This is a genomic window from Rhizobium sp. SRDI943 (assembly GCF_057653695.1).
This window is the reverse complement of sequence record NZ_CM172787.1, coordinates 4056262-4077607: the sequence shown is the minus strand read 5'-3', so window position 1 is coordinate 4077607 and position 21346 is coordinate 4056262. Positions and strand designations below refer to the sequence as shown.

The window sequence follows — 21346 nt, the reverse complement described above, 5'->3', positions numbered from 1 at the left end:
ACACGAAATCAGGATCTGAACAATGGCCACAGAAATCCGCGTTCCAACTCTCGGTGAATCCGTCAGCGAGGCAACCGTCGGCACCTGGTTCAAGAAGGTCGGCGACGCCATCAAGGCCGACGAGCCGATTCTCGAGCTTGAAACCGACAAGGTGACCATCGAAGTTCCAGCACCCGCCTCCGGCACGCTTTCGGAAATCGTCGTTGCCGCCGGCGAGACCGTCGGCCTCGGCGCGCTGCTCGGCCAGATCGCTGAAGGTGCTGCCGCTGCTGCCGTGCCGGCTGCCGCTGCACCGGCTGCCGCGCCTGCCCAGCCAGCCCCGGCGGCGGCTGCCCAGCCAGCCCCGGTTGCCGCTGCTGCGTCGTCATCGAGCGCCTCCGTCTCCACCATGCCGCCTGCACCGGCAGCTTCGAAGATGCTTGCCGAAAACAACCTTTCCGCCGATCAGGTCGACGGTAGCGGCAAGCGTGGCCAGGTACTGAAGGGCGACGTCATCGCCGCCGTCGCCAAGGGCATTTCTGCTCCGGCCGCCGCACCCGCGGCAACGCCTGCCGCCGCACGCGGCCCGTCGACGGTCGAGGATGCCTCGCGCGAAGAGCGCGTGAAGATGACGCGCCTGCGTCAGACGATCGCCAAGCGCCTCAAGGATGCGCAGAACACCGCCGCCATGCTGACCACCTACAACGAGGTGGACATGAAGGCGGTCATGGATCTGCGCAACAAGTACAAGGACATTTTCGAGAAGAAGCACGGCGTCAAGCTCGGCTTCATGGGCTTCTTCACCAAGGCGGTGACGCATGCGCTGAAGGAATTGCCGGCCGTCAACGCCGAAATCGACGGCACCGACGTCATCTACAAGAACTACTGCCATGTCGGCATGGCCGTCGGTACGGACAAAGGCCTCGTCGTTCCTGTCATCCGCGACGCCGACCAGATGTCGATCGCCGAAATCGAGAAGGAGCTCGGCCGTCTTGCCAAGGCAGCCCGTGATGGCTCGCTCTCCATGGCCGACATGCAGGGCGGCACGTTCACCATCACCAATGGCGGCGTCTACGGTTCGCTGATGTCTTCGCCGATCCTCAACGCGCCGCAGTCCGGCATTCTCGGCATGCACAAGATCCAGGAGCGGCCGGTTGCGATCGGCGGCCAGGTGGTCATCCGTCCGATGATGTATCTGGCGCTGTCCTACGATCACCGCATCGTCGACGGCAAGGAAGCGGTCACCTTCCTCGTGCGCGTCAAGGAAAGCCTGGAAGATCCGGAACGTCTGGTTCTCGATCTCTAAGGGAGCGCTTTCGATGCGGAACCGGATCATGCGAGCGGCGCGCCTTCTTCTTTGCGCTGCCGCCGCGCATATTCCGGTCGCCGCATCGGCTGCCGGCTGGGATATCGGCAAGGCAAGCAGCAATTTCGACCTGGTGGCGCTCAGCGATGCCGAGCTTTCCGACCGGTCGATCGGCGTCATCCATATGGGCAATGTCGAGCTGACATCGGGGCGCATCGTTGCGGCCGATCCGCTCGCCCAGCCCGACCGTCCGGCACTCGCAAGAACGGTTGCGCCTGGCGAGTATCCGGTAACGCTCTACCAGGCCTTCGGGCGCGTCGCGGCCGCCAGCATGCGGTTTGCCGAGGGCAAGCCGGATCGTTGGGAGCTTGCGGTCCTGCCCGGGCAGGACCCGGCGACGCTGAAGGACGGCGAGATCTTCGGTTATCCTGTCGATGCCGGCCTCGGCTGTTACATGGACGCCGATACGCTTGATCTGATCGGAGAGCGCGAAAAGCAGGTGCAGGCGCAGAAACCGGATTCCGACGTCAACTATTACGACGACGTGCTGGCGTCGGACCTGGAAGCCAACAAGGACATCTATGCGCTGCACCGGCCGGTCGCCGGTAAGAAGGGCAATGTCGCGGTGTTCTGGAGCGGCTGGGGCGACGGTTTCTATCCAGCCTTCTGGGGGCTCGACAGGGATGGCCGTGCGCTGGTGCTGTTGACGGATTTCAGCGTTGTCGAGAACGCCGACGGGCGGAGGGAGCCGAAGCTGCAATGAGCGGAAGGATCAGGATCACGGCGAGACGGAAAGGCGTGGCTGCAATCGCAGCCGCCGCGTTTTTCGTCGTTCCGGCCTCCACCTTCGGTGCCGCATGCAAGCAGGAGCAGGCTGTCTATGTCGATCGCGATGGTGCCTATGAATTGCGCTTTGCACCGCTGAATTCTCCATCGGCGGCCGCCAGCAACCAGTTCAAGGTCAGCGCGCTGAAGACACCTGTCGTGATGGAAGGTTATGTCATGCCGTCGGAAGATCCGGTGCGCGCCATCGGCATCCTGATGTTCAACTGCCCCGAGGGTGATGCGACCGGCGCCGATCTCAATGCCTGCACGGTCTGGCAGGGCGCCGTCTATGGCATGGATGCCGAGGGCGAGATGGACAATCTGCAACCCGAAGGCGCTGAAGCGGCTGAAAAGCTCGTGCTTCCCGGCCTTGGTCCCGCCATCCGCGAATCCAGCGCCTGGGGCGAGGGCAAGGCCGTGGTGGCACCGTGGGACGTGCTGACATTCAAGGAGTGTGCGACATGAGCGATACACCTGTTGTTCTCATTACCGGCGGAAGCCGGGGTATCGGCGCCGCGGCTGCACGGCTCGCGGCACGCCAGGGCTGGCGTGTCGCGGTGAACTACGCCGCCAACCGTCAAGCCGCGGATGCCGTCGTGGCTGCGATTGTCGAGGATGGCGGCGAGGCCGTGGCGATCCAGGGGGATGTCGGCAAGGCTGCGGATATCGTCTCGATGTTTACGACGGTCGACCGGCATTTCGGCCGGCTCGACGGGCTCGTCAACAATGCCGGCATCGTCGATTATCCCCAGCGCGTCGACGAGATGTCGGCGGAGCGGATCGAGCGCATGCTGCGCGTCAATGTGACAGGCTCGATACTCTGCGCCGCAGAGGCCATACGTCGCATGTCGAGCCGGCATGGCGGGCAGGGCGGGGCGATCGTCAACATCTCGTCGATGGCGGCGATCCTCGGTTCGGCGACGCAGTATGTCGATTATGCCGCCTCGAAGGCGGCGATCGACACGTTCACCGTCGGGCTGGCGCGCGAGGTCGCAGCCGAGGGTATCCGTGTGAATGCGATAAGGCCCGGCGTCATCGAAACCGACCTTCATGCCTCCGGCGGCCTGCCGGATCGGCCGCGGGAACTGGCGCCGTCGATCCCGATGCAGCGCGCGGGCACGCCCGCGGAGGTGGCGGATGCGATCCTCTATCTTCTGTCACCTTCGGCTTCCTATATCACCGGCGCGATCCTCAATGTGAGCGGCGGCCGCTAGAACGACAGGGCGAAAAACAGCCTGCAATATATTCTCGAATTCTACGGCCAGATATCGCGCGCGGCCGATTAAACGAAAAATCCAAAGGGAAAGAAGCAATGTCCTACGATGTGATCATTATCGGAACCGGCCCGGGCGGCTATGTCTGCGCCGTCAAGGCGGCCCAGCTTGGCCTCAAGGTCGCCGTCATTGAAAAGCGGGCGACCTATGGCGGCACCTGCCTGAACGTCGGCTGCATTCCGTCGAAGGCGCTGCTGCATGCCTCCGAAATGTTCCATCAGGCCGGCCACGGGATGAGCGCGCTCGGTATCGATGTCCCGGCGCCGACGCTCAATCTCGGCAATATGATGGCCCACAAGGATGCGACGGTGAAGTCGAATGTCGACGGCGTCGCCTTCCTCTTCAAGAGGAACAAGATCGATACCTTCCAGGGCACCGGCAAGATCGTCTCGGCCGGCAAGGTCTCCGTCACCGCCGAAGATGGCAAGGTGCAGGAGATCGAAGGCAAGAACATCGTCATCGCCACCGGCTCCGATGTCGCCGGCATTCCCGGCGTCCAGGTCGAAATCGATGAAAAGACCATCATCTCGTCCACCGGCGGCATCGCGCTGGAGAAGGTGCCGGAAACGCTGATCGTCGTCGGCGGCGGCGTCATCGGGCTCGAGCTCGGTTCCGTCTGGTCGCGCCTCGGCGCCAAAGTCACCGTCGTCGAATATCTCGACACCATCCTTGGCGGCATGGACGGCGAAGTCTCCAAGCAATTCCAGCGCATGCTGGCCAAGCAGGGTATCGATTTCAATCTCAGCGCCAAGGTCACCGGCGTCGAAAAGGGCGACAAGGGCGCCAAGGTCACTTTCGAGCCCGTCAAGGGCGGCGACAAGGTGACGCTCGACGCCGAAGTCGTGCTGATCGCCACCGGCCGCAAGCCCTATACGGCAGGCCTCGGCCTCGAAGAAGCCGGTGTTACGCTCGACAATCGCGGCCGTGTCGAAATCGACGGTCACTACAAGACCAATGTCGACGGAATCTATGCGATCGGCGATGTGGTCAAGGGGCCGATGCTGGCGCACAAGGCGGAAGACGAGGGCGTGGCGCTTGCCGAAATCCTCGCCGGACAGCATGGCCATGTGAACTACGAGGTCATTCCGAGCGTCGTCTACACCCAGCCGGAAATCGCTTCCGTCGGCAAGACCGAGGAAGAGCTGAAGGCGGCAGGCGTCGCCTACAAGGTCGGCAAGTTCCCGTTCACGGCGAACGGCCGGGCGCGTGCGATGCTGGCGACCGACGGCTTCGTCAAGATCCTTGCCGACAAGGAAACCGACCGGGTGCTCGGCGGCCATATCGTCGGCTTCGGCGCCGGCGAGATGATCCACGAGATCACCGTGTTGATAGAGTTCGGCGGTTCGTCGGAAGATCTCGGCCGTACCTGCCACGCGCATCCCACAATGTCGGAAGCGGTGAAAGAGGCTGCGCTCGCAACCTTCTTCAAGCCGATCCATATGTAATCTTACATATTCGTAACAAAGCATACAGCCGCTTGCCGGAAGGTAGGCGGCTGTTTTAGTTTTTGCGTATCGTTGGGTTCTGCATTCGTAAAGGTCCAGAAATGCAACAGCCGTCCATCGTGAGTTACAGCCTGAGCCAGCGTTTTCTTCACTGGGCTGTGGCGCTGCTGATCTTCTTCAACCTGCTGTTTCCCGACGGCATGAATATCTGGCATCGGCTGATGCGCAGAGGCCAGGTACCGACGCCGGAGCAGATTTCGTCGGCGAATATCCATGCCTATGTCGGCATCGCCATCCTGCTGCTTGCCGTCCTCAGGCTCGGGCTGCGTTTTACCAAGGGCGTTCCGGATGAGATCGCGCAGGAGCCGGCGATCTTCCGTCTTGCAGCGAGGCTTGCCCATGCCGGCCTCTACATCCTGATCTTCGCGATGCCGCTTTCGGGCATCGCCGCCTACTATTTCGGTATCAATCCCGCCGGTTCGTTCCACGCGGATGTCCTGAAGATCATTCTCTGGGCGCTGATCGCGGCGCATGTCGCCGGCGCCCTCGTCCATCAGTTCTATTGGAAAAGCAATGTTCTGCGCCGCATGACGTTCGGCTGACCGGCGGCATAAGCGATCACATGCGCCTTGGCCCGTTAATCGAAGAGGTGGCACAAATGGGAGTTTGATTTAGCTTATAGTTGGTTCGCAACGCATCCCGTTCCATGGAAAAGACGCCTTCCCTCCGTCACTCCAGTTTCCTTGGAATTCGGAGAAATCCGATGTGAAGGTTATAACCAGATTCCCGTGGCCATACTTGTCTTGCCAAACGAGATTGCGCGTTAAATCATTTCCATCACCGTCGTCGCTCGGCTCAGCCAGCAGGCCCGTGACAGTCTGCCCCTCCTCGAAGAATACGTAGCTTCCCCTTATCTTGCCGTCTGTGACACTCGGACCGAACGTTGTCTGCGCCTCTGCTATGATGCCGTTCGACAGGAGTTCCCCGCAATATTTTCCCAGCGGAAATCGATTACTCTGGGTGGCGGTGGCGATGCATGGGATACTGGAAGCGGCAAGAATCGCGACCATTCGTAAACTGCGAATAGCTTTCAAATTGTGCTTCCGCGGTGGCGGCAAAAAGTTGGGCCGATTTATAGTTTCCATCTCCGGCGAAATTAATTCGCTTCCCGAACCAGAGCTTGTTTTCACGCCGCCCATCCGGTGCACAAGGCCGACTTTGCCAAGCATGTCCGCTCCGTCAATCTTGGCACTGAAGGCTTAATTTACAGCTGTTACGGTGAAGCCCTGCTGGCGCAGCAGTTCGATGACGCCGTCCTTGCCGGGCAGATGCAGGGCACCGACGGCCATGAAGACGTTGCCGCTGTCGAGGATGGGCGCTGCGCGCTCGGCCATCACCTTGTTGCGGTCAAGGATGACGCGCTGCTCGAAGGCGGCATAATCGCTGTTTTCACCTTCCTCCTCCGGTGTCACGGTTTTCAGCATCGGCATGGTCATGCCGATATCACCCGAGAGGTAGAGGTCGGTCATCGTCTCGACGACATCGCTCATCTTGTCGCCGAGTTCCAGCGTCTCGATCAGCGATTTCAGATGGAATTCGACCGGCAGATCGGCCATGGCCTGGATCTGCTCGGCAAGGGTTTCCAGCCCCTTGACCTGTTTGCCCTGAGCAATGGCATCGGTGGCGATCTTCTGGTCGAGGAACTGCGCGCCTTTTGCCTTGCGGGCGATTTCGCAGGCCGGCAGGGCGACGGCGCTGGAAATCATCCAGGGCCGCATCCGGGAAACGGCGCTGATCGGGATACCGCGCTGCTTGAGGCCGGTTTCGAGACGCTTGTAGTCCTCGGGAGAAAGCAGCTTGTCGATCGTCGTGCCGTCGGTGAACATCGTCAGTTCCGGCTTTGCAAGCAGGGCGGCGGTCGCCTTCCGCTCATCGAGGATCTCGTCGGATTCGATGATGATCGTGTCGGCGGCATCGTGGGCTGCCTGGGCGCGCGGCGGCAGGGCCAGCACGCGCGGATCGGTGACATGCATGCTGCCGAGCAGCCACGAGGGTGCCAATCCCGGCTTCTCGATCTTCCAGAAGATACCCTTGCCGTTCGGCGTGGCGTCGGCTTCCTTCAGCGCCTCTGCGTAGCGGGCAGGGTCGTTCTGCTGCAGCTCGACCATCAGATTGCGGCCGGTGCAGGCGACGTCTTCGGCCGCTGCCGGCCTTGCCGTCAGGAAGGCGGCAAACAGGGCGGCAAGAAGCAGCATGTGAAAGGCTGCGATCAGCCAGAGCAACAGATTGGCCGGCACTGCGAGGTAAGACGTCCGGCGGCCGATTGATGTCGTCATGATGGGTGTTCCGATCACATGCTATAGGCTTCATGCTCTACGCCCGGCTTGCGCATATTCCTTTAAGAGAATGCCTTAACGAGAGCTTAAAGCGCCTCACATTCAATCGCATCCATGCGATGCGCTTTAAGCCTATCGTTTATGCATGTCGTTGCCCCAAAACCGCTGCGCACTTTTGGGCGACATCCATTACGCTCGCGGATGCGCCCGATCATACACCTCGAGCAGCCGCGATGCATCGACGCCGGTATAGACCTGCGTTGTGGAAAGGCTGGCATGGCCGAGCAATTCCTGGATGGTGCGCAGATCGCCGCCGCCGGCAAGCAGATGGGTGGCGAAGGAGTGGCGCAGTGCATGCGGTGTCGCCGTCTCCGGCAGGCCGAAGGCGCTGCGCATCTTCTGCATGGTGCGCTGGATGATCGCCGCTTGCAGCTTGCCGCCGCGGGCGCCGCGAAACAGCGGCTCGCCAGCCTCGAGATGGTATGGGCAGAGCGTGCGGTATTTCTCGACCGCGTCGAAGACCACGGAGAGCAGCGGCACCAGCCGCGTCTTGTTGCCCTTGCCGGTGATGCGGAGTACCGTCGCGCCCTTCTGCAGGTCGGCGGGAGTAAGATCCAGCGCTTCGGAGATGCGCAGGCCGCAGCCGTAGAGCAGCGTCATAACCGCCGCATCGCGCGCCGCAATCCAGGGTTCGTCATGGAGCTGGGCGTCGTCGCTGACGACGGTGATCGCCTGGGTGTCCGACAGCGGCTTGGGCAGCGATTTCGGCTGTTTCGGCGAGCGCACCGCGGCAGCACCGGCGGCGTTGACCAAGCCCTTCTTTTCGAGATGGCGCAGCAGCGAGCGAAGACCGGCGAGATTGCGACCGAGCGATCGGGCGCCGGAGCCCTGCTTTCGCCGGGCCGCCAGGAAGGCGCGGAAATCGGCGGAGCGCAACTCCCTGATATCGCCAAGCGTCACCGGGCCGGCGAGATGGCCGGTCAGAAAGGTCAGAAACTGGCGGGTATCGCGCTCGTAAGCGTCGAGCGTGTGCTCGGAAAGACGGCGCTCACTGGCGAGGTTTTCGAGCCAGGCGGCCCGTTCCGTCATCAGGCGCGGATCGGCGATAACAAGCAGTTCGTTCACGTTGCGGGCCTTGATTTTGCCTTCAAGTCCGCCAATTTGGAGCAGGAACAGTTATGGAATTGCTAATGCCGGCCAAGCCTTTGTCATCCTTCGATCATATTCTATTGCGATAGCTTATACCCCATAGACAGGATCTTTCATGGCACGGCGCGATTCCATGACGGCTTTCGGACAGCTCGCGGAAGCGATCGCTCTCGTTTCACAGGGAAAGCCCGGTCATATCGTCGATACGCTGATTGCCGAACGCGGCCAGAGGATCGTGAAAAATCCGCTCTGGCCGGTTATGCGGCCGTTCCTCTACACACTGCTGCGCTATAACAAGGCGCTCGAATTCGCCAATGCGGTCGCCAAAATGCCGGGCTTCCAGTCGTTCGAATATCTGAGCGATGTGCTGAGGCTCGACATCGGCATCACCAATGGTGAACGCATTCCCGATACCGGCGGCTTCATCCTCGTCAGCAACCATCCGACCGGAATTGCCGACGGCGTTGCCGTGTTCGATCTCTTGAAAACGCGCCGGCCGGACATGATGTTCTTTGCCAATCGCGATGCCATCCGCGTCAATCCGCGCTTTGCCGAGATGATCATTCCCGTCGAATGGCGGGAGGAGCATAAGAGCAAGCTGAAAGCGCGCGAAACGCTGCAGCTGACCAACCATGCGGTGAAGGAAGGCAAGGCGACAGTGCTCTTTCCCTCAGGCCGTATCGCCTATTGGGCGAACGGCCGGCTGAATGAACGTCCGTGGAAGACCTCGGCCGTCGGGTTGGCGCGCAAATACAATCTGCCGATCCTTCCCGTTCATATGACGGCACGCAATTCCGGCCTGTTCTACTGGCTGGCGAAATGGTCTACCGAGCTTCGCGACATGACCGTGTTCCACGAATTGTTGAACAAACGCGGCGACCGCTTCGATTTCGTCATCGGCAATCTCATTCCGGCCGAACAGCTGGACGGCGACCTCAATGAAGTGACCAAGGCGCTGGAGAAACATACGGTGCAGGACATGGCTAGAGATGGTGACGCGAGTTTCGCGCCGGTCGGTCTGCCGGTTGCGGCGATGCGCCGCGAGATTCCGGTTCCTGCAATCTAACCACCGGCATTGCCATGACAATTGATATCCTGAGGCTCCGCGATCGATTGCCGCAGGAGATCGCAGATCTTGAAAGCGAGGCCCGGTGGGAGGGCCATCGCCATGTCGCCCGCCTTATCGACGAATGGTCGGCCGGCGCCGTCAGGTTCGAACGTGACGGCGAAAGGTTGCTTGGCGCCTATGTCGACGACGCGCTCGTCGGCATCGGCGGCATGACTGTCGACACCGCCATGTCAGGAGCGTTGCGGATGCGGCGTTTCTACATTCGTCCGGCAATGCGCGGGCGCGGCATCGGCCGGATGCTTGCCCTGGCTCTGGTCGATCATGCGCGTTCCTTCTGCACTGTCGTCACCGTTCATGCGGGAAACGATGGTGCAGCGAAGTTCTGGGAGTCGCTCGGGTTTCAACCCCACGGACGAGATGGATATACGCATCTGCTCGCGCTGCAGCGCCATAGCGATGATCCAGCGGCTTTGCATTTGCGCCGGTGTGCTACGCCCCGATCTCCTTGAGGCGGATGGCCTGGCGCGCCAGCAGCCGCTCGACATCGGCAATATCAAGCGCCGAGAGCTTGGCGCCCGGCTTGCGCAGGGTGGCGGACTTGATCACACCGCGCTTGGCAAGCACATATTTGCGCGAGGCAAGACCGATGCCCTGCTGCTGTTCGTAGCGGGCGAGCGGGAGATAGGCATCGAAGATCGCATGGGCGCGATCGGGATTTCCGGCGGCATAGGCCTCGACGACACCAACCATCATCTCGGGATAACAAAAGCCGGTCATGGCGCCATCGGCGCCGCGGCCCATTTCTTCGGGCAGGAAAAGCCCGCCATTGCCGCACAGGATGGAGATACGCCGCATGGCGCCCTTGTCGCTGGCGGCGCGAAGTGCCGAGATTTTCGAAAGACCCGGCCAATCCTCATGCTTGAGCATGACGCAGTTTGGCACCTCGTTGACGATGCGCTCGATGACCTTGGGCGCAATCGTCACATTGGTGGTGAGCGGATAATCCTGCAGCACGAAGGGCGTATCGCCCAGGGCCTCGCCGACCGACTGGTAGAAGGCGAAAGCCTGATCGTCGGTCTTGACGGTCCAGGGTGGCGCGACCATGACACCGGCGGCACCCTCACCCATGACGGCTTCGGCGAGCTCGCTCATCGGCGCAAGCCCTGGCGCCGAAACGCCGACGACGACGGGGAGGCGGCCATCGAGTCGCTTCAGCACCCTTTCGACGACTATCCGCGATTCCTCGGCAGTCAGCTTCGGGGCCTCGCCGAGCTGACCAAGCACCGTCAGGCCGGTGACACCGGCACCTTCGTAGAAATCGACCATGCTGTCGATGCTGGCGAGATCGAGCGCGCCGTCATCGGTGAAGGGGGTTACGGCGATCACATAGACGCCCTTGGCATCTTCAGTCAGTCTGGCCATTGGTGCTCTCCAATTCAGCGGCCGAAGAACAGCGCTTCGGCATTTCGAACAAAAATCTTTTCAGCAACCGCGGGGTCGTCGATGGTGGCCTGCATGGTCTCTACTAGCTCAGTGTCATCGGGCATGCCGTCCCACAATTCGGTGTGCGGCCAATCGCTGCCCCAGAGCAGCCTTTCCGCATGGCTGGTGGCAAGGGCGCGGCCGACCTCGGCAAAACCGTCGTAATTCACGTCCTTCGTCAGACGATAGGGCGCGGTTACTTTGACGTAGGCCTCGGCTCTGTCCATCAGTCTTTTCAGCGCGTCGACATGCAATGATCTCGTCTCTCTGGCAAGCGGAATGAAGCCGAGATGATCGATGACGATGGGCAGGCGGATGCCGGACAGCGTTGCTGCAATATCGGAAAGTTGTTCGGGATTGATCTGCAATTGCAGCGACCAGCCGAGAGGGGCAATACTCTCCGCCAGTGTCCTGGCGGCGGCGAGCGGGAGGCCGCCCTTGTTGCGCGTATTGATCCGCACGCCGCGCACGCCGAGCCGGTCGAGCCGCTCTATCTCGGTTTCTGTAGTTTCGGGATCGATGACGACGACGCCGCGCAGACGATCTGGATAGGCGGCAAGCGCCTCCAGCAACACCCTGTTGTCGCGGCCATAGACGCTTGGCTGCACCAATATGCCTCTGACAATGCCAAGGCTGCCGGAGAATTCGATCCAGTCGGAAATCGTCGCGATGTCAGGCGTGTAGCTGCGTGGGGTGTTGAGCGGAGCGCCGGTGCGAAAGACGTGGAAATGCGTGTCGACCGTGCCTTGCGGCAGTGCCGCCCGAGGCAGCCGCGTCAGCGGCCGGTGGGGCAGGCAAAGCGGTGCCTCGATATCAGCGGCGCTCATCGCGCGTCGAACTCCTCGCTTTGCAGGAAGTCGAAGTCGGCGCCTTCGTCAGCCTGGAGCACGCGCTCCTGATAGAGCCTGGCATAGCCGCGCGCCGGGGCCGGGGAGGGCCGGTTGACGACATCAAGCATGCGGCGATCGAATTCCGCCTGGTCGATGTCAAGGTCGATGCGCCTGCCCTCGACGTCGAGGCGAATGCGATCGCCGGTGCGGACGATCGCCAGAGGGCCGCCATCGGCGGCTTCAGGCGCGATATGGAGGATGATCGTGCCGAAGGCCGTGCCGCTCATGCGGGCATCGGAAATCCGCACCATGTCCTTCACGCCCTGCCGCGCGAGCTTGCGCGGGATGGGTAGATAGCCGGCTTCCGGCATGCCGGGCGCACCTTTTGGCCCGGCATTGCGCAAAACCAGGATGTCATCGGCATGGACGTCGAGATCGTCGCTGTCGATGCGCAGCGTCATATCCTCGACGGAATCGAAGACCACGGCGCGGCCGATATGCTGGAGCAGATCCTTGGAGGCTGCGGATTGTTTGATGACGGCGCCACGCGGCGCAAGATTGCCGTGCAGGACGGCGATCGTTCCGATCGGCTTCAACGGTTTCTCGACGGTGCGGATGATGGTCTGGCCCGGCTCGTCGACGACAGCGTCGATGATTTCGCCGATCGTTTTGCCGTAGACCGTCGGGGCGCTGCCGTCGATTTCATGGCGCACCGCCTTCAACAGAGCCGGGACGCCGCCAGCCTCGTGGAACTGCTCCATATAATGCTGGCCGGAGGGCTGCAGGTCGACGAGCAGGGGAATGCTCCGGCCCAGCCGGTCGAGCTCGGCCATGTCGAGGCGCAGGCCGAGGCGGCCGGTGATTGCGGCAAGGTGGACGACGGCATTGGTCGAGCCGCCCATCGCCTGAAGCGCGACGAGGCCGTTGCGGACTGCCTGCGGCGTCAGGATATCGCGCACCATCGGCGCGGCCTCATCCATGGCGAGACGCGCAGCGACACGGCCCGTCTCCTCGGCAAGGCGAACCCGTTCGGATTCGACGGCGGGCGCCGAACCGGCGCGGGGAAGGCAGAGACCCATGACTTCGGTCAGGTTCGCCATGGTGCTCGCCGTGCCCATCACCGTGCAGGTGCCGATCGAGCTGGCCAGCTTGTTGTTGACCTCGGCGATCTCGGCCTCGTCGATCTCTCCGGCGCGGAAGCGCCCCCAGAAACGGCGACAATCCGTACAGGCGCCAAGCCGTTCGCCCTTGTGGTGGCCGACGGCCATCGGGCCGGTCGGCAGGAAGATCGCCGGTATCTCGCTGCTTGCGGCGGCCATGATCTGGGCCGGCAGGGTCTTGTCGCAGCCGCCGATCAGGACGACGGCATCCATCGGCTGGGCGCGGATCATCTCTTCCGTTTCCATCGCCATCAGATTGCGCAGATACATCGAGGTCGGCGAGGCAAAGCTCTCATGGATCGAGATCGTCGGAAACACCATGGGCATCGCACCCGTCAGCATTACGCCGCGCTTGGTTGCCTCGATGAGTTGCGGCACATTGCCGTGACAGGGGTTGAAATCACTGTAGGTGTTGGCGATGCCGACGATCGGACGGTCGAGCGCATCATCCGAATAACCCATGGCCTTGATGAATGCTTTGCGCAGGAAAAGGGAGAATCCCTGATCGCCATAACTCGTCAGCTTGCGGCGAAGACCGTTCGACAAAGCTGTTCCTCCCTCGCCAAATTGATCCATGGCCGTGGCGTCAGGGTAAAGGGATACGGAAGATTGTCAATAAATAAGATGGTGTCACTGTATCGTATTTTTGGATTTCTTCGGCGATCACCATAAAATACAATAGGAATCTCCGCAATTCCCGCTTTCGTTCAGCAATCAGATGATTGGCTTTTGTGAGGAAGCAGGATAGATTATTGATAAAATAAGATTGAATGCAGAGGAAGCGCGATGATGGGAACGGAACGACGGCGTATCGGTATTATCGGTGCCGGCTGGGTCAGTGCCTACCATCTGCCTGCATGGATGCGGCAGTCGAAAAGAGCCGAGGTCGTGGCGATCGCCGACCCGTCGCTGAGCGCCGTCGAAGCCCGGCTTGCCGCCTTCGATATCGCGCGCAGCTATGCGAGCGCGCAGGCGATGCTGGATGCCGAGCAGCTCGATGCCGTTGATATCTGCGCGCCGCGGGAGTTCCATGTCGAACTGGTTCGGCTGGCGGCAGCAAAGGGCCTCGACATCATCTGCCAGAAGCCGCTCGCGCCCTCTTACGGCGAGGCGGTCGACCTGCTGGAAGGCCTTTCCGGCAGGGGCAGGCTGATGATCCACGAGAACTGGCGGTTCCGCGCCTATTATCGGCGGCTGAAGGCGTGGATTGACGAGGAGCTTGCCGGCGAGATCCGGCAGGTGCAGTTCGAATTCCTGTCCAGCGGCATGATCGCGGATGCGGAGGGAAAGAGGCCGGCGCTGGTGCGCCAGCCGTTCTTCCGGACCCAGCAGCGATTGCTGGTCATGGAGGTCATGATCCATCATCTCGATGCGCTGAGATATCTTCTGGGCGAGTTGGAGGTGGTCAGTGCACGGCTTGAGAGGAGCAATCGCGATATCGTCGCGGAGGATGTCGCAAGCGTCGTCCTGCGCCGGACGAGCGACGGCGTTCTCGTCACCATCAACGCCAATCTCGCCGTGCATGGCGCGGCGCCAGCGCCGCGTGATCACCTACGCATCTTCGGGGCGCTCGGCACGCTCGAACTGAACGGCAATCTGCTCTCGGCCGAGGGTGCGAAGCAGCGCCGGGAGAGCTTCGATCCTGACGAGACCTACCAGGGCGCCTATGACGCGACCATTGCGCATTTCCTCGACAGCCTCGATGGAAAGGTGGCGATGGAGACATCGCCGGACGATAACATCAAGACGCTTGCTCTTGTCGAGGATATCTATCGCCTGAGCCGGTTCGACCCAGAACGCAATCCACTGTAACATGGCTCGCCGTTAGAGCGCCGCGCGTCGGACAGGACGCGCTAAGGACGCTCTATCACATTAAATTGGCGCATAATCCTTTTCCGAAAATCGACTTCGATTTTCGGGGTTATGCTTCAGAGGAGATGACATTTGCAGACGCTCAACGAAAGCCGCGAAGACGGCATCGAGCATGATGATTTAAGTATTGCCCGCGCGCTGGAGGAAGACATCATTTTCGGGCGGCTTGCGCCCGGAACCCGCCTGACCGAAGACACGCTTCTTGCCCGCTTTCACGTCACGCGCCATTTCGCCCGGCAGGCGATCGTGCAGCTCGAGACGATGGGCATCGTGGTTCGGGAGCGCAACAAGGGGGCAACGGTGCGTTCGTTGACGGCTCGCCAGGTCCAGGAAATCTACGACGTGCGGGAATTGCTGCAACGGCAGGCGGCGCTGTGGATAAAGCTGCCGGCGCCCGAGGCATTGATTGAGGAACTGCTGGCGCTGCATGAGGAGCATGGCCGCCACATCGAATCCGGCTATCTCAGGGGTGTGCACGAGGCCAATGACAAGTTCCACCTGACGCTCTTCGGCGCCTGCGGCAATGCGCATCTCGTGCAATCGATCGAGCTCTATATGCGGCTCAGCCTGCCGGTGCGTGCCAATTCAATGTCGAGCAAGGAATCGCTACGCATCTCGCATGAGCATCACCGGCTGATGATCGAGATGCTGCGTGGCGGGGATAACTGGGTTCTCGCCCAGCTCTGCGTCGACCATCTACAGCCGAGCAAGAAACGTTATCTTGCCTATGTCAGCGAGAATTGACCGGGCCGTTTAAAGGGAGCGCAATCTTTCGATTACGCTCCCTTCGCCTTCCGGCTCACCAATCGAGACGCAGGAGAGACACGCCTTGACGCGGTAGGGAGACCTTGAGCCCGATCTTGCCGTCGTCGACCTTGACCGACGCCTGACCATCGATCTCGGCGAGTTTTCCCGAGGCTTCCAGCCTGGCATAGTCTTCGCCGGCCGGATTCTGCGGCTTGCCCATCGCCTTCCAGACCCCGAAAGCGTTGGAATGCTCCTCGTCCATCCTGAAATGCTTGAGCGAGGCGAACTTGCCGTCCCAGCCGTCGAGATTGACCGTGATATTGGCGGACGGCCCGGCTTCATCATCGTCGTGGTAGTGCCAGACGAGAATGGAAACGCCCTTGTCGTCGCGGGTTGCCACGACGTTGACATCGGGCTTGCCGCGAACGCCATGGCTCATGACATCTTCGATGTCGCGGCGATAATCGCTTTCCGATTCCAGCCATTCGCCGCCGAGTTTGCCGAGCATGCGGAAGCCGTTGAGAACAGCCTTATCGACGCCGTTGGTGGCAAGATCGCGGAAACCGTCGAAATAGGGCTGGTCGTCGAAGAGGAAGGCCCAGGTCACCGCGCCTTCGATGTGGATGTTGGCGCGTCTTGCAAGCTCGTAAGTGCGGATCATACTCTCGACCACATAGACGCCGTAAAGCGGACCGTTGCGATAGCCGTTCTGGGGATGGACGCGTGCGGAGCAGGCCGCACAGCCTTCCGGATCGGATTCGCCGATCACCACAGGCAGGTGCCGGAGTTCCGGAAACTCATTGATGATGGCAAGGTTCGTCTCGATGTCGCGGAGCTGCTTGTGCAGGCCCATCCGCACGTGACCCTCGTAGATCACAGGATTGCCCTTGGCGTGGAAGGCGAGGAAATCGATCGGCGACTTGTTCTCGACCACGTGCCTGAGGAAGGCGCGCAGGAAGGTCTGGGCCTTTTCATTGGCAAAGGCGCCGCAGGTGTGCGGGCCGCCGACGCGGGCATTGGGCAAGGCACGCTTCAGGGCCTTGGCGCTGACATCATACATTTCGCAGAATTGCGGGATGGTGCCGGTCCAGTAGTGGCCGTCCGGCTCGTTCCACACTTCCCACGGCCAGCTTGAAACGACGTCCTCGCCATATCTCTCGGCAAGATGCCGTGCCCATGCTTCGATCAGGTCGCCCCATTTCTTCAGGTCCGTCGGCGGGGCCGTCCAGCCGGTGGTGATCGTCGCGTATTTGTCGGCCGGCTCCCATTGGTGGCGATAAGGGCCGTCGAAATCGGAGAGCGTCTCCGGCGTGAAGCCGATCTGGATGAGCGGAATGTTGCCGGCTTCGACATAGGTGTCGAAGATCTTGTCGATGATCGTCCAATCATAGACCGGATTGCCGTTCGCATCCTCGGTATAGGCATTGGTCGAACCCCATTTGAGGGCAGGCAGGCCGTCGCCGCTGGTCAGAAGATTGTGCGCACGGATGCGGGGCGGCTCCGGGCTCAGCTCGGTGAGTTCCTTCAGCAGCTTCCTGCCGTGCGGGGAGTAGGTGTAGTTCGGCTCGTCGTAGCCGAACCAGTTCCACAAAGGTTGGTATTTGCCGGTTGGCCGGTTGGCGTGAACGGAGATTGTCACGTCATAGGGGCTGCTCATTCTGGTGTCCTCTTGAACGGTCATGCCAAAGCCTCCTCCCGAAAGCAGCCGACCTGTCTGGTGATGAAGTGCGGCCTCTTGGGAGGGCGCCGCGCTCGCCGCAAAAGCTAAGCCAAACGCTAACTTTGTCAATAATATAAAAAAGCACATCGCTGCCCTGCGCCAAAAATGCCTGAAAATGCGCTATTTTTTATGACCAGCAAAATTATTAGTTGCCGTTTCTCAAAAAATTGTCGATAACTACGGCGTGAGTTCACCCGCCGCCGAGGAGTGCATGTGCCCTACGGCACGCGCAGGCAGGGGTTTGCTGGACGCCATCGTCAATTGATTACGGGAAGCGCTCGCCGCGGCGAGTTGAGGAGGAGGAACATCCGATGAAGTTCCGTAAATATGCAGCCTTTGCCTTATTGTCGCTCATGGCCCTTCCGGCATTTGCGCAGGATTTCATTGCCGGCATACCGCGCAACGAAACGCTGATCATCCAGGGCACGCCGCAGCAGAATGCCGACTGGTTCAACGTCTGGGCTCCGGGCGGCGGGGCGGCGGCAAACCTCAACGGCCTGCAGCAGCTGACCACCGATACGCTGTGGTTCATCAATCCCGAGGGCGGCAAGGATGCCTGGCAGAATGCGCTTGCCAGCGAACCGCCGAGCTACAACGCCGATTTCACCGAGATGACGGTAAAGCTGCGCAAGGGGATCTTCTGGAGCGACGGTGTCGAATTTACCAGCGACGACGTGGTCTATACCGTGCAGACGCAGATCGACCATCCCGGCATGGCCTGGAGCGCGCCCTTCACCGTCAATGTCGCGAGTATCGAAAATCCTGATCCGCAGACCGTCGTCTTTCATCTGAAGAAGCCGAACTCGCGCTTCCACACGCTGTTCACGGTGCGTTGGAATGCCGCCTGGATCATGCCGAAGCACGTCTTCGAGAAGGCCGCCGATCCGCTGTCCTTCAATAATAATCCGCCGGTTTCGCTCGGGCCCTACCAGCTGCAGAGCTATGACAAGGGCGGCAACTGGACGATCTGGAAGCTGCGTGATGACTGGCAGCGCACGTCGATCGGCCTGGCTGCGGCACAACCGCCTGAGGTCAAATACGTCGTCTATCGGGCCGCCGGCAATCCGGAAGCGCGCGTCATCGAACAGCGCAACCACAATCTCGACGTCATCAACGACATGGCGCCCGAGGGCATGTTCTCGATCATGCGCGACAGCAAGAGCACGGCCTCCTGGCTGAAGGGCTTTCCTTTCGCACATCCGGACCCGACGCTGCCTTCCGTTCTCTTCAATACGAAGAAGGCGCCCTTCGACAATAAAGACGTGCGCTGGGCTCTCGCTCTACTGATCGATATCCGCGAAGTGGCGCTCGGCTCCTACCGCGGCGCGGCCAATATCGCCGCCCTTGCCACGCCGCCGACGGGTTCTGCCCCGGACGACTATTACGCACCGATGCAGGACTGGCTGACGAATTTCGAGCTCGACACCGGATCCCGCAAGATCAAGCCCTACGATCCCAACATCTCGGCGCAGATCGCCAATATGGTGCGCAGCCAATGGGCCGATCAGATCCCGACCGATCCGGCCAAGCTGCAGCGTACATTCGGCTTCGGCTGGTGGAAGAAGGACGTTCAGGCTGCAACCGAGCTGCTGCAGAAGGCTGGTTTCAAGAAAAGCGGCCGCCAGTGGGTGAAGCCTGACGGCACGCCCTTTACGATCCGCCTGCAGGTGGAAGGCGATGCCATCCCGACGCTTGCCCGCGCCGGCACGGTGATCGCCCAGCAATGGTCGCAGGCCGGCATCGCGACCAAGGTCGATGTCGCCGGCCCGACCAATGGCCAGCGCCTCAGCACCGGCGATTTCGAGACGGCGATCTACTGGAGCATCGAGACCTGGGGCGGTCATCCCGACCTCTCCTTCTTCCTCGACAGCTATCATTCGGAGTTCATCAAGCCGGTCGGGCAGATCCAGCCGCCGCGCAATCTGCAGCGCTGGCAGGATCCGCGTCTCGACCAGCTGATCGAGCGCAATCGGTCGATCGCCTTCGATTCGCCCGATGTCGCCAAGCTCGGCCAGGACTTCCTGAAGCTTGCCGTCGAGGAAATGCCGATGATCCCGCTGATGGCCTACAACAAGTTCGCACCGCTCGATACGACCTATTGGACCAACTATCCGAGCGCTGACAATCCCTATTCGGCCTCGGGTCCGAACTGGTCGAACATTCGCTACATGGTGGTCGGGCTGAAGGCCAATCCGGATGCGCCGAAGCCTTGATCGAGGCACAACAAAGGAAACAGCCGGCCGCCGGCTGTTTCCGTTCTGCTATTGAAGGGTCGATGTCATGAACGGCTTTCTGATCTATGCGGCAAAACGCTTTCTGCAATTTCTCTTCGTGGTCTTCACCGGCATCACGCTGGCCTTCCTGATCGCGCATTTTTCGCCGGTCGATCCGATCGAGCAGACCGTATCGCTGTTGACGAGCTTCGGTTCCACCGATCCGCAGGCCGTCGAAATCCTCCGCGAATCGCTGCGCGAGCTCTACGGCACCGGCGGCCCGCTGCTGGAGCAGTATTTCACCTTCTGGGGCCGTGTCCTGACCGGCGATTTCGGCCCGTCGCTTTCGTCTTTCCCGACCCCTGTCATGACCGTTATCGGCCGGGCACTGCCCTGGACCGTCGGGCTTCTGACGCTCGCAACGATCATTTCCTGGATCATCGGCAATTTTCTCGGCGCGCTTGCCGGCTATTTCCGCAGCAGCAAGCTGCTGAAGGTCGCCGGCATCGTCATCATGGCGCTGCAGCCGATCCCGACCTACATCATCGGTCTCAGCCTGGTGATCCTCTTCGGTTTCATCTGGCCGATCCTGCCGATCAGCGACGGCGCGCAGGTCAATCTCGCGCCGGCCTTCAACTGGGCCTTCATCAGCTCGGTGATCGAACACGGCATCCTGCCGGCCCTGACCCTCGTGCTCGTCGGCATCGGCGGCTGGTTCATCTCGATGCGCTCGCTGGTTTCCAACATCGTCACCGACGACCACGTCGTCTATGCCGAACTTGGCGGCGTGCGCTCGCGCAGCATCTTTTCGCAATATGTGGCGCGCAACGCCATGCTGCCGCAGGTCACCGGCCTGGCGCTCAGTCTCGGCAATGTCTTCGGCGGCGCCGTCATCGTCGAGTTCGTCTTCAATTATCCCGGGATCGGCAAGCTTCTGATCTCCGGCATCTATTCCGGCGATTACAGCCTCGTGCTCGGTGTCACCACCATCGCCATCATCGCGGTTGCCGCCGCGGTCTTCGTGATCGACATCATCTATCCGCTGATCGATCCACGCGTGAAACTGGGGTAATCCGCGATGTTCAAAGTCCTCAGAGACCTGCTGCGCTACAACAAGGAGTTCCTGCTCGGAACCATCCTGATTTCTATCATCCTGGCGCTGATCGTGGCGTCGTTCTTCTCGCCCTATGACGAGAATGCCATCTATGTCGTTGCGCCCGACATGCCGCCTTCGGCCGAATTCTGGCTCGGCACCACCTCGCGCGGCCAGGAGGTTTTCTGGCAGATCGCCGCCTCGATGCGAAATACGCTGTTCTTCGGTATCATCGTCGCCTTCGTCAGCCGCATCATCGCCATCGCCGTCGGGCTGATCTCCGGCTATATCGGCGGCCGAACCGACCAGATCATCATGGCGGTCAACGATACGCTCGGCGCACTGCCGAACATTCCGATCCTGCTGCTTCTGGTCTTCGTGCTCCGCGACCAGATGACGTGGTTCATGCTGGCGATCACCGCAGCGCTGCTCGGATGGACACATGACAGCCGGCTGATCCGGTCCGTCGCCCTGTCTCTCCGTCAGCGGGAATTCACCCGGCACGCGGTCTTCTCGGGCATGCGCACACCGCAGATCCTCATCCGCGAACACCTGCCCTATGTCATGCCGATCGTCTTCTTCACGACGATGAACAACATGATCTGGGCGATCGGTCTCGAAGTGACGCTCTCGGTGCTCGGATTTTCCGACATCAACCGGCCGACGATCGGCGGCATGATCTACTGGGCCAATGCGCATTCCGCGATGGTATCGGGCATATGGTGGTGGGTCGCCTTTCCGATGCTCTTCGTCGTCATCCTGTTCCTTGGTCTGTTCATGCTCGCCATGTCGGTGAACGAATATATCGACCCGCGCTCGCGGCTCGCCCGCATGGGAGCTTGAGGA

20 protein-coding genes are annotated in these 21346 nt (G+C 61.1%); 13 read left to right on the top strand and 7 right to left on the bottom strand.

All coding sequences use genetic code 11. The annotated features are described in order from the left end of the window. Window positions 1–22: 22 nt before the first annotated feature. The 6 genes from odhB (at window position 23) to AC245Y_RS20505 (ending at window position 5431) form a co-directional block, all read left to right on the top strand. Window positions 23–1285 (top strand): 2-oxoglutarate dehydrogenase complex dihydrolipoyllysine-residue succinyltransferase, encoded by a 1263-nt coding sequence (odhB, locus tag AC245Y_RS20530; protein ID WP_017995374.1) that lies wholly within the window; start codon window positions 23–25, stop codon window positions 1283–1285. A gap of 13 nt (window positions 1286–1298) precedes the next feature. After that, window positions 1299–2048, top strand: coding sequence for a DUF4241 domain-containing protein (locus AC245Y_RS20525; protein ID WP_017995373.1), 750 nt, complete (start codon window positions 1299–1301; stop codon window positions 2046–2048). Continuing rightward, the gene (locus AC245Y_RS20520; RefSeq protein ID WP_012759272.1) at window positions 2045–2575 is read left to right on the top strand and encodes a hypothetical protein; all 531 of its coding nucleotides are present in this window, start codon (window positions 2045–2047) and stop codon (window positions 2573–2575) included. The genes AC245Y_RS20525 and AC245Y_RS20520 overlap by 4 nt, the downstream gene beginning before the upstream one ends. Then, window positions 2572–3324: an SDR family oxidoreductase gene (locus AC245Y_RS20515; RefSeq protein WP_012759271.1), complete on the top strand. Its 753-nt coding sequence runs from the start codon at window positions 2572–2574 to the stop codon at window positions 3322–3324. Before AC245Y_RS20520 ends, AC245Y_RS20515 begins: the two co-directional genes overlap by 4 nt. A 98-nt stretch (window positions 3325–3422) precedes the next feature. Next, window positions 3423–4829 (top strand): dihydrolipoyl dehydrogenase, encoded by a 1407-nt coding sequence (gene lpdA / locus AC245Y_RS20510; RefSeq protein WP_017995372.1) that lies wholly within the window; start codon window positions 3423–3425, stop codon window positions 4827–4829. 101 nt (window positions 4830–4930) lie between these two features. Further along, window positions 4931–5431, top strand: a complete 501-nt coding sequence (locus AC245Y_RS20505) for a cytochrome b (RefSeq protein ID WP_017995371.1) — start codon at window positions 4931–4933, stop codon at window positions 5429–5431. Between the two features lie 69 nt (window positions 5432–5500). On the opposite strand, the gene AC245Y_RS20500 is transcribed toward AC245Y_RS20505, so the two are convergent. From AC245Y_RS20500 to AC245Y_RS20490, 3 genes are all read right to left on the bottom strand, one after another. Beyond that, window positions 5501–6058 carry a hypothetical protein gene (locus AC245Y_RS20500; protein ID WP_245274033.1) on the bottom strand — a complete coding sequence of 186 codons (558 nt, stop codon included), beginning with the start codon at window positions 6056–6058 and terminating at the stop codon, window positions 5501–5503. Window positions 6059–6088: 30 nt separating this feature from the next. Continuing rightward, window positions 6089–7165: a TraB/GumN family protein gene (locus tag AC245Y_RS20495; protein ID WP_017995369.1), complete on the bottom strand. Its 1077-nt coding sequence runs from the start codon at window positions 7163–7165 to the stop codon at window positions 6089–6091. Window positions 7166–7354: 189 nt separating this feature from the next. Continuing rightward, window positions 7355–8290 carry a tyrosine recombinase XerC gene (locus AC245Y_RS20490; protein ID WP_017995368.1) on the bottom strand — a complete coding sequence of 312 codons (936 nt, stop codon included), beginning with the start codon at window positions 8288–8290 and terminating at the stop codon, window positions 7355–7357. A 139-nt stretch (window positions 8291–8429) separates the two neighbouring features. On the opposite strand from AC245Y_RS20490, the gene AC245Y_RS20485 reads away from it, so the two are divergent. Together AC245Y_RS20485 and AC245Y_RS20480 are read left to right on the top strand one after the other, a co-directional pair. Next, window positions 8430–9380 (top strand): GNAT family N-acetyltransferase, encoded by a 951-nt coding sequence (locus tag AC245Y_RS20485; RefSeq protein WP_017995367.1) that lies wholly within the window; start codon window positions 8430–8432, stop codon window positions 9378–9380. Window positions 9381–9394: 14 nt separating this feature from the next. Beyond that, window positions 9395–9892, top strand: coding sequence for a GNAT family N-acetyltransferase (locus tag AC245Y_RS20480; RefSeq protein WP_017995366.1), 498 nt, complete (start codon window positions 9395–9397; stop codon window positions 9890–9892). On the opposite strand, the gene AC245Y_RS20475 is transcribed toward AC245Y_RS20480, so the two are convergent. Genes AC245Y_RS20475 through AC245Y_RS20465 form a run of 3 tightly spaced genes read right to left on the bottom strand, consistent with a single transcriptional unit; the run spans window position 9873 to window position 13401 of the window. Next, a complete protein-coding gene (locus AC245Y_RS20475; RefSeq protein ID WP_017995365.1) occupies window positions 9873–10805 on the bottom strand; it encodes a dihydrodipicolinate synthase family protein in 933 nt (310 codons plus the stop codon). The genes AC245Y_RS20480 and AC245Y_RS20475 overlap by 20 nt on opposite strands. Before the next feature lie 14 nt (window positions 10806–10819). Continuing rightward, complete coding sequence (locus tag AC245Y_RS20470) at window positions 10820–11692, bottom strand: amidohydrolase family protein (protein ID WP_012759262.1); 873 nt, start codon at window positions 11690–11692, stop codon at window positions 10820–10822. Further along, complete coding sequence (locus AC245Y_RS20465; RefSeq protein ID WP_017995364.1) at window positions 11689–13401, bottom strand: IlvD/Edd family dehydratase; 1713 nt, start codon at window positions 13399–13401, stop codon at window positions 11689–11691. The genes AC245Y_RS20470 and AC245Y_RS20465 overlap by 4 nt, the downstream gene beginning before the upstream one ends. 240 nt (window positions 13402–13641) lie before the next feature. Here AC245Y_RS20465 and AC245Y_RS20460 point away from each other — a divergent pair, with 240 nt between their 5' ends. After that, window positions 13642–14667 carry a Gfo/Idh/MocA family protein gene (locus AC245Y_RS20460; RefSeq protein ID WP_012759260.1) on the top strand — a complete coding sequence of 342 codons (1026 nt, stop codon included), beginning with the start codon at window positions 13642–13644 and terminating at the stop codon, window positions 14665–14667. A gap of 132 nt (window positions 14668–14799) precedes the next feature. After that, window positions 14800–15471, top strand: coding sequence for a GntR family transcriptional regulator (locus tag AC245Y_RS20455; RefSeq protein WP_017962371.1), 672 nt, complete (start codon window positions 14800–14802; stop codon window positions 15469–15471). Between the two features lie 55 nt (window positions 15472–15526). Here the strand turns inward: AC245Y_RS20455 and AC245Y_RS20450 are convergent, their stop codons facing one another. Further along, complete coding sequence (locus AC245Y_RS20450; RefSeq protein ID WP_017995363.1) at window positions 15527–17155, bottom strand: GH39 family glycosyl hydrolase; 1629 nt, start codon at window positions 17153–17155, stop codon at window positions 15527–15529. Between the two features lie 350 nt (window positions 17156–17505). Here AC245Y_RS20450 and AC245Y_RS20445 point away from each other — a divergent pair, with 350 nt between their 5' ends. The 3 genes from AC245Y_RS20445 to AC245Y_RS20435 all read left to right on the top strand — a co-directional run bounded on the left by AC245Y_RS20445 (window position 17506) and on the right by AC245Y_RS20435 (window position 21343). Next, window positions 17506–19407, top strand: coding sequence for an ABC transporter substrate-binding protein (locus AC245Y_RS20445; protein ID WP_017995362.1), 1902 nt, complete (start codon window positions 17506–17508; stop codon window positions 19405–19407). Window positions 19408–19474: 67 nt separating this feature from the next. Further along, window positions 19475–20479: an ABC transporter permease gene (locus AC245Y_RS20440; protein ID WP_003543481.1), complete on the top strand. Its 1005-nt coding sequence runs from the start codon at window positions 19475–19477 to the stop codon at window positions 20477–20479. Window positions 20480–20485: 6 nt separating this feature from the next. After that, window positions 20486–21343 carry an ABC transporter permease gene (locus tag AC245Y_RS20435; protein ID WP_017995361.1) on the top strand — a complete coding sequence of 286 codons (858 nt, stop codon included), beginning with the start codon at window positions 20486–20488 and terminating at the stop codon, window positions 21341–21343. Window positions 21344–21346 lie beyond the last annotated feature (3 nt).